Origin of the sequence: Carboxylicivirga sediminis (assembly GCF_018156225.1) — a bacterium.
GTDB classification, from domain to species: domain Bacteria; phylum Bacteroidota; class Bacteroidia; order Bacteroidales; family Marinilabiliaceae; genus Carboxylicivirga; species Carboxylicivirga sediminis.
Genome location: NZ_JAGTAR010000036.1, coordinates 17,936 through 31,739 on the forward strand (window position 1 = coordinate 17,936; position 13,804 = coordinate 31,739).

A 13,804-nucleotide genomic window follows, 5' to 3' on the forward strand; every position below is an offset into this window, starting at 1 on the left:
TTTTAAACAATTGTCGCCATAGTCTTAATTTAACAGATATTAGTTTTACCCTCAAAACAAGACATAAATATGAAGCTAATTTCAAACGTACTTTTATTGATTATCCTATCGGGGTTGGTGGCTTGCAGCCCTCAAATAAAAAAGCAGTCGGCCACCACCATTGAATTGAACTCGGGATGGCAGTTTAGCGAAGCTGACCAGAACGAATGGCGCACGGCCAGTGTACCGGGATGTGTTCATACCGATCTATTAAACCACGAACTGATTGAAGATCCGTTCTACCGCCTGAACGAGCACAACATGCAATGGATCGATAAGAAGGACTGGGAATACAAAACCACCTTTACCATTGACAAGTCGACCTACAGCAAGGAGCAAATTGCCCTTAACTTTGAGGGTCTTGACACCTATGCCGATGTTTATCTGAATGACCAGCTCATTCTGAAAGCCGATAACATGTTCAGAGGCTGGGAGGTTGATTGCAAAAACGTATTGAACGAAGGCGAAAACACTTTACGCGTCTATTTTCATTCACCCATCAAAGTAGGTTTAGATATATACGACAACTACCCCTATGTGGTGCAATCGTCGGCCAACGATTTGGCAAAGATTGGCCAGGTGCCAGGTGAGAAATGGGTGAGCCCACACGTGCGCAAAGCGCCTTACCAGTTTGGCTGGGACTGGGGACCTCGACTGGTTACTTCCGGTATCTGGGAGCCGGTGACACTGAAAGCCTGGGACAATGCTCAACTGGTAACGATTCATACACAACAAAAGGTACTCAACGACAGCGAAGCTAAGCTGACCTCTACCTTTGAGATTGAAGCCACAGCCGATGAAACTGCCCAACTGGCTATTAATATTGATGGACAGCAGCTGGCCAATAAAAAAGTGCATCTAAAAAAAGGTACACATACCTATCCGATTGACTTCACGATTGAAAACCCACAACGCTGGTGGAGCAATGGCCTTGGTGAAGCACATTTGTATCAGCTCGAAGGTGAGCTAAGCACCAGTGCAGGCACCGAGAGCTTTGAGCACACATTAGGACTGAGAACCATTGAACTGGTGCGCGAAGACGACGAGGTAGGTCGCTCATTCTATTTTAAGCTAAATGGCCAGCCGGTGTTTATGAAAGGGGCCAACTACATTCCTAATGATGTATTCCTCGACCGCGTATCGCCAGAAAAATACGAGCACATCATTAAATCGGCTGCCGATTGTCATTTTAACATGCTGCGCGTATGGGGCGGCGGTATCTACGAGAAAGAGATTTTCTATGACCTGTGTGATAAGTACGGTATTCTGGTGTGGCAAGACTTTATGTTTGCCTGCAACATGTACCCGGGCCATCCTGAGTTTCTGGAAAGCGTCAAGCACGAAGCCGATTACAACGTGCGCCGTCTGAGAAACCATCCGAGTATTGCACTTTGGTGTGGTAACAATGAGATTTTAGCGGCCTGGTTTGGCTGGGGCTGGAAGGAAGATAATGAGAAGACGCAGCCAGAAGGCGCCAAAGCGATGTGGCAGGCCTACAAAGATATTTTCCTCGATGTACTGCCATCAGCAGTTAACGAATTCGATCCTGACAGACAATACTGGGCATCGAGCCCACAGGCCGGCGACACCATCCGCACCAATAAAATTGACGGCGATGAGCACGACTGGCGCATCTGGTTCCAGGATGTACCATTTATCACCTACCACGATGGCGCGGCCCGTTTTGTAAGCGAATATGGCTTCCAATCGTTCCCTGAGCTAAAAACGGTGAAAAAATATGCCTTGCCGGAGGATTACGACATCAACTCGGAGGTGATGAAGTCGCACCAGCGCTCATTTATTGGCAATGGCGCCATTAAGCGATACATGGATAATTACTATCGCAATCCTAAAGATTTCGAATCGTTCCTGTATGTTGGTCTTTTGCTTCAGGCCGAAGGTATCCGCACGGGTATTGAAGGGCACCGCATTAACATGCCAACAACCATGGGAAGCCTGTACTGGCAGTTGAACGATGTGTGGCCGGTAGCATCGTGGTCGAGCATCGACTACTATGGCAACTGGAAAGCGCTACAGTATTTCACACGTAAAGCCTTTGCACCCATTATGGCTGTGCCCGATACCAAAACAGACGATTTACTGATTTATGCTGTATCCGATAAGTTTGAAGACACACCCGCGCAACTGAATTTGGAGATACTTGATTTTGAAGGCAAGCAACTGTGGTCTCATAGTGCTGATGTCAACATCAAAGCAAACACCTCTACCATCGTTTTTAAAGAGGCACTTAAATCGCTGCTGAAAAACATTAACACCAGCCAGGTGGTACTATCGACCAAACTATCTGTTGATAATAAACTGGTTTACGAAACTACCAGCTACTTTAAAGAAGCCAAGGATTTAATACTGCCCAAGCCAAACATCAACACCAAAGTTGAAAAAGTAGCCAAAGGCTATCAGATAACCGTTTCGACCGATAAGCTGGCCAAAAACCTATACCTCAGCTACGACGAGGCAGAAGGCTGGTTCTCTGATAACTATTTCGATCTGTTGCCGGGCGAGTCGAAGACCATTGTATTCGAAACAAAAGAAGACATTAACAACCTGCAAAAACAGCTTTTAATACGCACGATACAAGACACTTATTAAAATTTCATATTCCAATCCATCAACGAACGGTTCTTTCTTGCCACCTGGTAATAAGGAACCGTTCTTTTTTTTGTTTTATCTGGCGATAAAAAAGCTGCTAGCTAATGGCTGCTAGCCGCTAGCAATTCCTATGGCGCATAACACTCTTCCTTCATCGGTCACTTGTCACCTGCCATCTGCCACCTGTGTTCTGTCTTCTGTCTATCTACAATCTACTGACCACTGACTAATAATCACTACCGACAGGAAACTCAGCTTTGGCGACGGGGAGCCCTACTTTCGTGACGGGAGGCCCAGCTTGTACGATGGGAGAGCTCACCATAGCAATGGGAAGCACAAACTTACCGATGGGAAGGCCCATTTTGGCGATGGGAAGCTTTACTTTTGCGATGGGAAGACTCTCCATGGTGATGGAAACATAAACCTGCCGTCTGGCTTACTAAAGCGAAAAACAAGAGAGTGAGCTCAATAGTGGAATAATTAACAATATCACCCTAAATTGCTGATGATTGTTAATCAAACACTTAAATCATGAAGAAATTAGTAGCAGAATTTTTCGGAACCTGGTGGCTCGTATTGGGCGGTTGCGGCAGCGCCGTATTAGCAGCCGGTTATCCCGAACTGGGCATTGGCTTTGTGGGCGTATCAATCGCTTTTGGCCTAACCGTTCTGACCATGGCGTATGCAATTGGTCACATCTCGGGCTGTCATCTCAACCCGGCCGTTACCATTGGCTTATGGGCCGGCGGGCGCTTTGATGCCAAAGACATTATTCCCTACATTATTGCTCAAGTGCTTGGTGCCACAGCAGGAGCCTTAATCATTTACCTGATAGCCAGCGGCAAGGCAGGATTCGAATTGGGTGGTTTTGCAGCCAATGGCTATGGCGAGCACTCGCCTGATGGCTATGGATTGATAGCCGCCTTAATATGCGAGGTGGTAATGACCTTTATGTTTTTGATGGTGATACTTGGTGCCACGCATTCCAAAGCCCCTAAAGGTTTTGCCGGTGTGGCCATCGGACTGGCTTTAACACTTATTCACCTCATCAGTATCCCGGTGACCAATACCTCGGTTAACCCCGCAAGGAGTACTTCGCAAGCTATTTTTGTGGGCGACTGGGCAATGGGACAACTATGGCTGTTTTGGGTAGCACCCATCGTTGGTGCCATACTGGCCGGCATTGTTTACAAATACTTATCACCAGAAGAAGAAGAGTAAAGTCCAAGTCCGATTTACGGAGTCCCGATAGGTTCAAGCAATAAATATTTCATTAAAAAGCCTTAAGACGCATGCGCATGCGTCTTAAGGCTATCAATACATCCTTCGTTAGAAGGCATACTACTAACTATTTTTCTACAACCTGAATTCGGTTTAAATACTGAAATTCAGATTAGATATAAACTTCCAGTAACTTAGCTGAATCACCTGCTGCTAATTCTACTTTAGCAACAGACGCAGGTATCAGAGCAGCCTCCATCTCATTCAGCTCAATGCTTACATCAGCTGCTTTAATGGTGCATTGCCCACCTACATTCATCAAAATTACAAACGAATCGAGCTGGCTGTAATCCTTGCTAACGCTATCCGTCACATTCAGCACATTCGTGGTAAAATACTGACACGAAGCCAGCTCAACCGATTCATTAGCTTTGGCCACATAGGCAACTTTTCCCGACTCATCATCACTATAATTCATGGCATCTTTAGCCAGTTCGTGATGCAGCTCGCGTGGGTTGCCAAACTTATCGCGACGATCAAAATCGTAGATACGGTAGGTAATATCTGAGGTCTGCTGAATTTCAGCAATCAGGTTACCGGCACCAATCGAGTGCACCTTACCTGCCGGAATAAAAAAAGTATCGCCGGCAGTCGTTGAGTGCTTCTGCATCAACTCCATCAGCTTACCTGATGAATGGTACTGCTCAAACTCATCGACGCTTGTCTTTTTAGAGAAACCCGACACCAGCCCAGCACCTGCTTCGGCATCCACTACATACCACATCTCTGTTTTACCAAACGAGTTGTGCTTTATTTTAGCCTGCTCATCATTAGGATGCACCTGGATGGACAAATCATCATTCGCATCGATGTACTTTATCAGTAAGGGAAAGTTGGTTCCAAACTGCTGATACACCTTAGCTCCCAATAAATCCTCCTTATAGGTCTCAATCAGTTCAGTCATATTCTTGCCGGCTAAAGTACCATTGCTTACCACCGACTGATCATTCTTAAGGCCCGAAACGGCAAAGTTTTCACCAATTTTCACATCCTCAGCAACTTCAACATTTAACTTCTGAGGAAGCTTCTTTCCACCCCAAATCATTTCTTTCAAGATGGGATTAAATTTTAATGGATACAACATATTATTTTCTGCTTATTCGTTTATTTTATAAATCGTTAATTCATTGCTAACGCCTACCCTGCTTTATAGGGCAACAACACAAATCATCCTAATTACTCAGCTGACTTAAGGCATATGCATAAGCACCAATTGCAATGGCCTCGCTGGCATCCAGCTTACTGGTTGCAACGGCCACCTTCTGCTCAGGCGAATAATTTACTTTCTGGTTGGTAAAAGGTACTTCAATTTGATGAGTTTGGGTATTTAAAAATGCCTCTTTCTCATCTGCATTATCCAGACAATAGACTTTTTGTACCAATCGGTCCTGCCCATTACCAAACTGTCCTTTCAACACTTCCATTACGGCCGGCATATAAAATTGACTGGCGCCTGTTAAGCCTCCTCCAATCACTACCAAGCCATCAAACAGGTTAACAAGGTTAGCCACAGCATCGCCAATGTGCTTTCCAAACGTGCTAAATGCTGTGATAGCCGCTTCTTTGTTTCCTTCCTTATTACCCGATGCAATGTCAAAAATATCCTTTGGCATCAAGGCTTCGGTATTGCCCGATAGCTCATTATACACATTAATAATAGCACGAGTGCTCACACCTTCCTCAGCATTGCGCTCTGGCGAAACCGAGTTACTGATGTTCCACACCTCAGCAGCAATGCTGTTGTCACCGCCAATCAAAATATCATTGTGCACCAATCCGGCACCAAAACCTGTGCCAAGTGTCAGGCCAATCAGGTTCTTGTATCGCTTCGGATTGTTCTGTGCCTCCAGCTGCTCATTAATTTCGGGCAAAAGACCGCCAAGCGCCTCCCCATAGGCATATAAATCGCCATCGTTTTGAATAAACACAGGGATATTAAAATGATGCTCCAACATTGGGCCTAAGGCCACACCACCCCTGAAGGCCGGCAGGTTACCCAAATCACCGATAATGCCATTAGGATAATCTGCAGGGCCAGGAAACGCAAAACTAATAGCAACCGGCTCTGCACCTAACTGCTGCTTCACTTCCTTAAAGCCATCCAGCATGGTTTGCAGACACAACTCCAGATTGTCGCCATTGGCATCTTTCTTAATTGGCTCAATCAGGGTTTTACCGCCCTGCATGGCATTAAACACAAAATTGGTTCCTCCCGCATCGAGGGTTAACACCACTCTGTTGTCAAAATAAATACTACTCATATCTTCTAGTTAACCGTTTTAGTAAATGATTAAAATTTTTTACCTGTCAATTATTGTAGTTGAAAAACACACCCCGTTCATTGCGTGCCTGTGTTCAATCTGATGCATTAGCATTTTCACGCTCTCCTGAGCAATGCGTTCGCTTGGCTGCAAGGCAGATGTTACCTTAGGCAAGGCAAAATCAAACAAATCCAGGTTATCAAATGAAGCAAAATGCAGGCTATCGGCCAAGTGCGGAAATAGTTGGTTGATTGTCCAGATGCCTTGTGCAGCCAGCACATTATTTAAGAACAAAAATCCAGTTGGAGGCTCTTCCATAGCCAGTAATTCGCTTACTGCTGCTACTACATCCCGATTCTTTTCCTTTTCATCAATGTCTTTTATCAAACGCTCATCCAGGTTCAGGTTATTTTTTTCAAGCGCTTCCTGATAGCCTTTGATGCGCGCTGCAATATTGGGCAGAAAAGAGCTTAACGAAATTAGAGCTATCCGCCTGTGTCCTTTATTTATCAGTCGCTCTGTCAATAAAAATGCCGTCTCCTGGTTATTAACATCTACCGTGTTACCGGTTTCTTTTGAAAATACTCTGTCAAAACAAACAAGCGGCATATCACTGGTATATTTGATCGATTCGCCTGAAGACGGAGCCAGCACGACACCATCAATCTGTCTGTTTTTAAAGGCTTCGAGTATCATACGCTCTTTATCAGCCCTTTCGCCAGTGCTTGCCACCATTACCGAATACCCCAACTCCTCTGCATAAGCTTCCACTAACCGGGCGATTTTTCCAAAAAAAGGATTGGAGATATCTGGCACCACAAAACCAATGGTATAGGAACGCCCCGTACTTAAACTGCGGGCCAGATGATTGGGCTGGTAGTTCAGACGATGTGCCGTTTCCAGAATACGCCTCTGGGTTTCGGTGCTGATGTGCTTTTCTTCTCCCCGTCCGTTTAACACAAACGACACGGTTGTTTTCGACACGCCTGCTTGCTCTGCTATGGTTTTTAATGAAGGCTTCACTTATCTTTTACTAAACCGGTTAGATGACAAAGATAGAGAAGATTTATAAGTTCTCAAAACAAGCATTATAAAGTAGTTCTAGCCCTTTTTTTTTTTTTTGCCCACGATTTCAGCTCCCTCAGGGCCATATTTAATCTGTCGCGATGGAATTAAATTATAATGCTTACAAAAGTCCATTGATTTTTGTCCGATTTTATTAATTTACTTTGCCTTTCAGATACTATCTTTATTCCCTCAAAGAAAGGAAACAACAAAATAAGCAAAAGCTCCGCTTCGTTAATGCTAAAAAATAAAATCATGCATCTCAAATTACCTACACCAAAGAGAAAGTATAGACAATTACTGGTTGGAGCAATGCTTCTTCTCAGCTTACTTCCCACACTTTTAACAAGCTGTCAGCCTATCAAAGAAAAGGAACTGAAAGTGCTTCAGTTTAATATCTGGCAAGAAGGCACCGTTGTTCCCAATGGCTATACGGCAATATTAGATGAAATTATCCGCCTCGATGCGGATCTGATTGCCTTAAGTGAAGTGCGCAACTACAACAACCAAAGTCTGGCCGAACGTCTGGTCAGGGACCTGAAAGAGCGCGGGCACACCTTCTACTCTGAAACCAGTTACGACAGCGGCATCTTGTCGCGCTACCCAATTATTTCGCAAAAGATGTTATTTCCAGCCGTTGACGACCATGGTTCAGTCACAAAAGCCATCATCAATATGGATGGAATAGAAGTGGCTTTATACAGCGCCCACCTCGATTACCGCAACTGCAGCCTGTACCTTCCTCGCGGCTACGATGGCTCTACCTGGGAAAAACTGGATTCCATTATAACGGATACCGAAATTATAGCCTCTGACAATCTTCAATCGCAACGCGATGAAGCCATCCAGGCCGTTATCGCTGATGCCCGAATAGAACATGAGAAAGGTCGACTCACCCTACTGGGAGGCGATTTTAATGAGCCTTCGCACCTGGACTGGACTGAAACCACAAAGGATTTATTTGATCACAATGGCGTGGTGATGGAATGGCACAACACGAAACGACTCGAACAGGCCGGATTTATTGATGTCTACCGACAGATGTACCCTAATCCCGTAAGCCATCCTGGCTTTACTTTTCCGGCAGACAACCCACTGGTGGACATTAAGAAACTAGCCTGGGCACCTGAAGCTGATGACCGCGACCGCATCGACTTCATTTTTTACCAGCCTCATCCCCATTTGCAACTAATCGATGCAGCAATTGTTGGTCCACGCGGCTCCATCGTGCGCAACGAACGCGTACAGGAACAATCGAGTGATTCAATCATACCCCCGGCGACCATTTGGCCCACAGACCACAAAGCTATTCTGGCAACATTCAAACTAAGTTCTAAATGATGAAAATACACAAACTACACTTCCTCCTATCCTTTTTTGCAGTTGCGCTCCTATCAGGATGTACTCCAACAAAAGAGCAATCACCCAATATCATCCTGTTTATGGTGGATGACATGGGATGGCAGGATACTTCGGTACCTTTCTGGCACAAGAAAACACCCTACAACAAACGCTACCACACCCCCGGCATGGAACGCCTGGCCTCTGAGGGCATGATTTTCACGCAAGCCTATGCCAGCTCTGTGTGCTCTCCCACACGCGTGAGCTTAATGAGTGGGATGAATGCTGCCCGCCACCGGGTGACCAACTGGACCCTCCGTCGTAATGCTTCGGTTGATGCTACCGACTCCATATTGAGCTATCCTGACTGGAATGTGAATGGTTTGCAACCCGTTGACAGCATTGAACGGTCGACTTATGCCACCATGCTGCCACAGATACTGAAAGACAATGGCTATTTCACCATCCATTGTGGCAAAGCGCACTTTGGAGCCATGACCACACCATCGGCCAATCCGCTCAATTGCGGCTTCGACATCAATATAGCCGGTCACGCTGCAGGTGGACTTGGCAGTTACTTAGGAGAGCAAAACTTTGGCAACAAAGAGAAAGGATTCCACTCTGAACCATGGGGCGTACCAGGCCTGGAAAAATACCATGGCGACTCTATCTTTATCACTGAAGCATTGACCATTGAAGCAAAAAAGGCGCTTGATTCGGCACGCATCAGTAACAAGCCGTTTTTTCTGTATATGGCGCATTATGCGGTTCACATACCTTTAAATGCAGATAAACGATTCTACCAGAAATACCTTGAGATGGGCCTACCTGAATCAGAAGCTAAATATGCTTCGATGATTGAAGCTATGGATAAAAGCCTGGTTGACCTGATGGATTATTTGGACGAGAATAAGCTGACTGACAACACTATCATCTTGTTTATGTCAGATAATGGTGGCTTTAGTCTTCGCCCACGTGCCGGCGAGCTTCACACGCACAACAGTCCGCTCCAAAGTGGCAAAGGTTCAGCCTACGAAGGCGGTATCCGGGAGCCAATGATCGTAAAATGGCCTGGTAAGGTTAGTCAAAAATCTATCTGTGATGATTATCTGATTATTGAAGACTTTTACCCAAGCATCATAGAGATGGCTGGTATTGACAACTTCTCAACACCACAAACAATAGATGGAAAGAGCTTTGTTCCTATGCTACTAGAGCAAAACAACAAAAAACAAGAACGCGACTTATTTTGGCACTTCCCCAACAACTGGGGCCCAACAGGACCAGGCATTGGTGCCACCAGTACCATACGAAGTGGCGAATGGAAACTTATATACTACTATGCCAACCAACAATGCGAACTGTTTAATATACCTGAAGACATTGGAGAACACACTGACCTGGCTGCCTCAATGCCAGATAAAGTGAATGAATTAGCCTTAAAACTCGGCAACTACTTAAGAAGCGTTGACGCACAAAGACCAACATCTAAAACAACAGGCAAATTAGTTCCATGGCCTGATGAAGCGGGTGACATTCACCAATAACAACTTTCTATACCTGAGACATTATTAAACGACAAGAGGAGGCCATTCAACCAGAATACCTCCTCTTGTTATTACTTCCAGCCTCAAGCCAGGTTTTCGAATAATATTAATGCCCTACTTCAGACTCAATAGCCTTAAAGCCTTCACCGTGTATCTGGCTACTATCAATCACATTCACAAAGGCCTTAGGATCAATTTTCGCAATATGATTTAATAAGATGGTTGACTCGCGACGTGTAATAGTGGTGTAAATCACTTTGCGCTCAACACCCTCATACATGCCCATAGCCGAAAACATGGTCCCGCCACGCTTAATATTGTGCAAAAGTTTCTCTTGTATCTCATCATGTTTTTCTGAAATGATGAATAAGGTTTTATTCACTTTCAATCCATCAATCACCATATCAATAATCTTGCCTTCAATAAAGATAACTAACCATGAATAGATAGGAAGTGTCCAGTCAATTCCATTATCACCAGGCATAAACAGGGTTAACATGGTAATGGTACCGTCAACAATAATCACCAGTTTACCCAATGACATACGCGTGTATTTATTCAGAATCATGGAAATGATGTCTGAACCACCTGATGTAGCACGTGATTTGAAGATCAGACCAATGGCAACACCATATATAATACCGGCTACCAATGCATTTAACATGGGATCATTGGGCAAAAATGCCTCGTAGCCCCACCAGTAGGTTTCGAACATATAGGCAAAACCCATTATTAAGAAAGTACTAATTAGTGTTTTAATACCAAATCGAGGACCCAAAATAATGGTACCAATGATTAACAGTGGCACTTCCATGAACAGGACAGAAACACTAATTTTAAAACCAAAGGTATGGTACAAAAAGTTACCAATACCGTAAACACCACCAGGTGCCAGCTTGTATGGGTTCACAAACAGCACATCACCCATGGCGAACAAGAAACTACCCAGCAATATATAAGCATAGGTAATAAACCAATCTTTGGATAAAAACTTCTCCTTTGTAACAAAAGCCATAATTCAATTTAAATTTTTGTGTTCATGCAAAAAATCGCGCAAAGGTCGTCTCTTCTGCTACAGTGGGAAATGACAAATTTCATATTCACAAAAAAAGCTCACCCTTAATGCAGGCGAGCTTTGTATTTTTATTTCACACGTACTTGCTATTCCTCCCAGGTAAGGAAGGCTGACACCAGCCAGTGATTTAGCTCGTCGCCATCTATCTCCTGCGCTTCAGGAATACTGAAAGTAAACTGATGTTCGCCTGGTTGAATAGCCAAATCAACCACCAATGGCTCCACATCGGAACCCGGACACCAGTTAGAACGCGACAAGTCGGATGATGCCAATCGCTCTTCAATCACTTTTTCTTTATATTTCCAGGTTTCCCAATCGATATAGGTGGCTGTATCTTCGATCAACCACACTCCCGATCCTGGGTTAAAACGACGGAAAGCGGCACAATCATCACGCCAGGGAATAAAATTAATCACCTCCTGATTATCTACCTTAACAATATTGGTTTTCTTCACAAACTCATCGCCACCAGAGTGACCACCGTGACCTGTGGTGATATAGTGCAAGCGCACATTTTTAGCCCCTTCAGGCACCGCTGCACTCACCAGCAAATCCTTTCGCGCAAATAAATCGACATGCCTCTGGCCTTTGTAATATGGTATTGTATTGAGCAGTGATAGCACTTTAGTTTGAGGCTTTGGTGCATATAAATAGTCCGTTTCATCAAAGTTAATCTCAGCTGATACAGTATAGCCCTCCTTGGTCCATGTATCCACCCAGATACCAACCCAAACCTCGCCTTCGATAAGCGAGAGACGGTCGGTTACATCCTGCTCCCAAACAACCTTATCTTCCCAATGAGGAATATAAACCGGTTTCCGCAAATCCATCTTATCATTATAGAAACCAACCCCAAAAGGCGTCATAAAACGCATCAGCTCCACCACTGGCATGTAATCAGCATCGGGTACAATTCCTTTCAGGCTTTCCTGTTCAGCCGTCAACTCAGGCAGTTCACCTTCCGCTTGCAACGACACAAAATTGGTAATTGAACTGTTTGGGATAATAAAGAATGAACCAGACTTATCCCAACGGTCACCAGCCGATGCCACTGTCACTTTAACAGAAGCGGCAACTTCGCGACTATATTCAGGGAATGTTACTTTTTTAAGCAGGATACGGCCATCCATAATCCGATATACCTTATCAGCTTCTGTTAGTTCATCGGTAAAAGCACCACCATCAAAGTACAAATGCTCGTTATCGAAAATAACCATTTGCTTATCTCCAACCGACTGAATCACTTTCGGCCCGCAGCTCCATAGCGCAAGCATACTGATTAATAGTACTATATTCTTCATCATTGCTCTATTTATATTATTAATTTTTAACCTTAAACGTGCCAGCAAACACAGACAATACTAATAATAATACAGACAAAACACCAATTCCCCACCCCACTCCTGATAAATCAACAAGAATTCCCAATAACAATGCCAGCAGAGCTGATATCAAAGTCTCGCTTTGCGATTCAACCGACATGATACTGGCCATCATTTTTTCATCAAATTGCTTGGTTATATAATTAACCGCCAATGGCCGGCGTAAGTTTTGAACAATAAAAATGGATGCAAATGCCAGTAAAGCCACTAAAGGATAGTCGAAGACAAAAAACAAGGATGCCACTACCCCCAGTAAATAACCCGACCGCTGCAAATTTATGAGTCCTATGCGCAGTGTTGCACTCATTTGCTCAATCTTGTAGGCATTTCTTGATGCTACAGAATTGAGCATAAACAGAGCAAAGTAGGTCAATCCGATGTAAATAGCAATATGCTGTTCATTATTTACATGAGGTATAATAATAAACTTTGCTGCCAGTCCGGTAATAATTATTTGTATATAATCCTTTACTGCTTTATAGTACCCCGTAAAGCTACTTGTTAAAATCACCACCCTAACTGATGAGAGTTTTTTCATGGCCACCACAACTTCTATAAAGTGCGCTTTCACCTTCAGCCACAAACCACTCTTACTCATCCCTTTTGCTCCATTCAGATAAGATGGGTAGCTGCTTAATAACACTAAATCGAACACATAAGGCACTGCAGTTAATAAAAATAAGAAATCGTACCGCCCGGTATAAAAAAGCAAGAAAGCACTTAATAGGGAAGATATAGCCGAACCCCTCTGCGACCAACTACGGGTGCGCCCATAATACCTGACTTTTTCATCCTGCCAGTTGTTTCGCAGCAAATAAGCATTAATCATTGCCTTATGAGTGCCGGTGCGAAACGAATCACCAATACCATAGAAGAAAAAGGCCAATAAAAATCCGGTAAAGCCAGAAAAGCTATAGAACAAAAGAAAACTCACAATATAACTGACAAAAGCAGCAATCATGGCATTTTTACGACCAACTACATCGGCTATAACACCTGAAATAATTTCAAAGAGATTAATAATCACCTCGCGGAAAGCATACAGAATACCGATTTGAGAATATGAAATACCCTCATCAACAAAGTAAAGGAGCAAGAAAGGATCAAAAAGGCGCAGGTTTTTAAAAAAACCATAAAAACAGAACTTATAATACTGTTTATCCTTATAGAAATGCCGCTCTGAAATAGATTGTCGCATCATGT

10 protein-coding genes are annotated in these 13,804 nt (G+C 44.0%); 4 read left to right on the forward strand and 6 right to left on the reverse strand.

Annotated elements, in window-relative coordinates; genetic code table 11:
• Nucleotides 1-69: 69 nt before the first annotated feature.
• Both KDU71_RS18750 and aqpZ read left to right on the forward strand, forming a co-directional pair.
• A complete protein-coding gene (locus tag KDU71_RS18750; protein WP_212192642.1) occupies nt 70-2,649 on the forward strand; it encodes a beta-mannosidase in 2,580 nt (859 codons plus the stop codon).
• Nucleotides 2,650-3,180: 531 nt separating this feature from the next.
• Nucleotides 3,181-3,870: an aquaporin Z gene (gene aqpZ / locus KDU71_RS18755; RefSeq protein ID WP_212192643.1), complete on the forward strand. Its 690-nt coding sequence runs from the start codon at nt 3,181-3,183 to the stop codon at nt 3,868-3,870.
• Nucleotides 3,871-4,042: 172 nt separating this feature from the next.
• Here the strand turns inward: aqpZ and KDU71_RS18760 are convergent, their stop codons facing one another.
• The 3 genes from KDU71_RS18760 to KDU71_RS18770 form a co-directional block, all read right to left on the reverse strand.
• Nucleotides 4,043-5,014 carry a type I phosphomannose isomerase catalytic subunit gene (locus KDU71_RS18760; RefSeq protein ID WP_212192644.1) on the reverse strand — a complete coding sequence of 324 codons (972 nt, stop codon included), beginning with the start codon at nt 5,012-5,014 and terminating at the stop codon, nt 4,043-4,045.
• An 88-nt stretch (nt 5,015-5,102) separates the two neighbouring features.
• Nucleotides 5,103-6,191: an ROK family protein gene (locus tag KDU71_RS18765; protein WP_212192645.1), complete on the reverse strand. Its 1,089-nt coding sequence runs from the start codon at nt 6,189-6,191 to the stop codon at nt 5,103-5,105.
• Nucleotides 6,192-6,230: 39 nt separating this feature from the next.
• On the reverse strand, nt 6,231-7,214 hold the full coding sequence (locus KDU71_RS18770; RefSeq protein WP_212192646.1) for a LacI family DNA-binding transcriptional regulator: 984 nt from the start codon (nt 7,212-7,214) through the stop codon (nt 6,231-6,233).
• Nucleotides 7,215-7,511: 297 nt separating this feature from the next.
• Here KDU71_RS18770 and KDU71_RS18775 point away from each other — a divergent pair, with 297 nt between their 5' ends.
• Together KDU71_RS18775 and KDU71_RS18780 are read left to right on the forward strand one after the other, a co-directional pair.
• Nucleotides 7,512-8,597: an endonuclease/exonuclease/phosphatase family protein gene (locus KDU71_RS18775; protein WP_212192647.1), complete on the forward strand. Its 1,086-nt coding sequence runs from the start codon at nt 7,512-7,514 to the stop codon at nt 8,595-8,597.
• Nucleotides 8,594-10,144: a sulfatase gene (locus tag KDU71_RS18780; RefSeq protein ID WP_212192648.1), complete on the forward strand. Its 1,551-nt coding sequence runs from the start codon at nt 8,594-8,596 to the stop codon at nt 10,142-10,144. Before KDU71_RS18775 ends, KDU71_RS18780 begins: the two co-directional genes overlap by 4 nt.
• 106 nt (nt 10,145-10,250) lie before the next feature.
• On the opposite strand, the gene KDU71_RS18785 is transcribed toward KDU71_RS18780, so the two are convergent.
• From KDU71_RS18785 to KDU71_RS18795, 3 genes are all read right to left on the reverse strand, one after another.
• The gene (locus KDU71_RS18785) at nt 10,251-11,159 is read right to left on the reverse strand and encodes a YitT family protein (RefSeq protein WP_212192649.1); all 909 of its coding nucleotides are present in this window, start codon (nt 11,157-11,159) and stop codon (nt 10,251-10,253) included.
• Between the two features lie 146 nt (nt 11,160-11,305).
• Nucleotides 11,306-12,523, reverse strand: coding sequence for a PNGase F N-terminal domain-containing protein (locus tag KDU71_RS18790; RefSeq protein WP_212192650.1), 1,218 nt, complete (start codon nt 12,521-12,523; stop codon nt 11,306-11,308).
• A 16-nt stretch (nt 12,524-12,539) separates the two neighbouring features.
• Nucleotides 12,540-13,802 carry an MFS transporter gene (locus tag KDU71_RS18795; protein ID WP_212192651.1) on the reverse strand — a complete coding sequence of 421 codons (1,263 nt, stop codon included), beginning with the start codon at nt 13,800-13,802 and terminating at the stop codon, nt 12,540-12,542.
• Between the last annotated feature and the right edge of the window lie 2 nt (nt 13,803-13,804).

What these genes read in the sequence shown, in the direction of transcription:
- KDU71_RS18750 (WP_212192642.1), top strand. Translation starts at nt 70, where the DNA reads ATGAAGCTAATTTCAAACGTACTTTTATTGATTATCCTATCGGGGTTG.
- aqpZ (WP_212192643.1), top strand. Translation starts at nt 3,181, where the DNA reads ATGAAGAAATTAGTAGCAGAATTTTTCGGAACCTGGTGGCTCGTATTG.
- KDU71_RS18760 (WP_212192644.1), bottom strand. Translation starts at nt 5,014, where the DNA reads ATGTTGTATCCATTAAAATTTAATCCCATCTTGAAAGAAATGATTTGG.
- KDU71_RS18765 (WP_212192645.1), bottom strand. Translation starts at nt 6,191, where the DNA reads ATGAGTAGTATTTATTTTGACAACAGAGTGGTGTTAACCCTCGATGCG.
- KDU71_RS18775 (WP_212192647.1), top strand. Translation starts at nt 7,512, where the DNA reads ATGCATCTCAAATTACCTACACCAAAGAGAAAGTATAGACAATTACTG.
- KDU71_RS18780 (WP_212192648.1), top strand. Translation starts at nt 8,594, where the DNA reads ATGATGAAAATACACAAACTACACTTCCTCCTATCCTTTTTTGCAGTT.
- KDU71_RS18785 (WP_212192649.1), bottom strand. Translation starts at nt 11,159, where the DNA reads ATGGCTTTTGTTACAAAGGAGAAGTTTTTATCCAAAGATTGGTTTATT.
- KDU71_RS18790 (WP_212192650.1), bottom strand. Translation starts at nt 12,523, where the DNA reads ATGATGAAGAATATAGTACTATTAATCAGTATGCTTGCGCTATGGAGC.
- KDU71_RS18795 (WP_212192651.1), bottom strand. Translation starts at nt 13,802, where the DNA reads ATGATGCGACAATCTATTTCAGAGCGGCATTTCTATAAGGATAAACAG.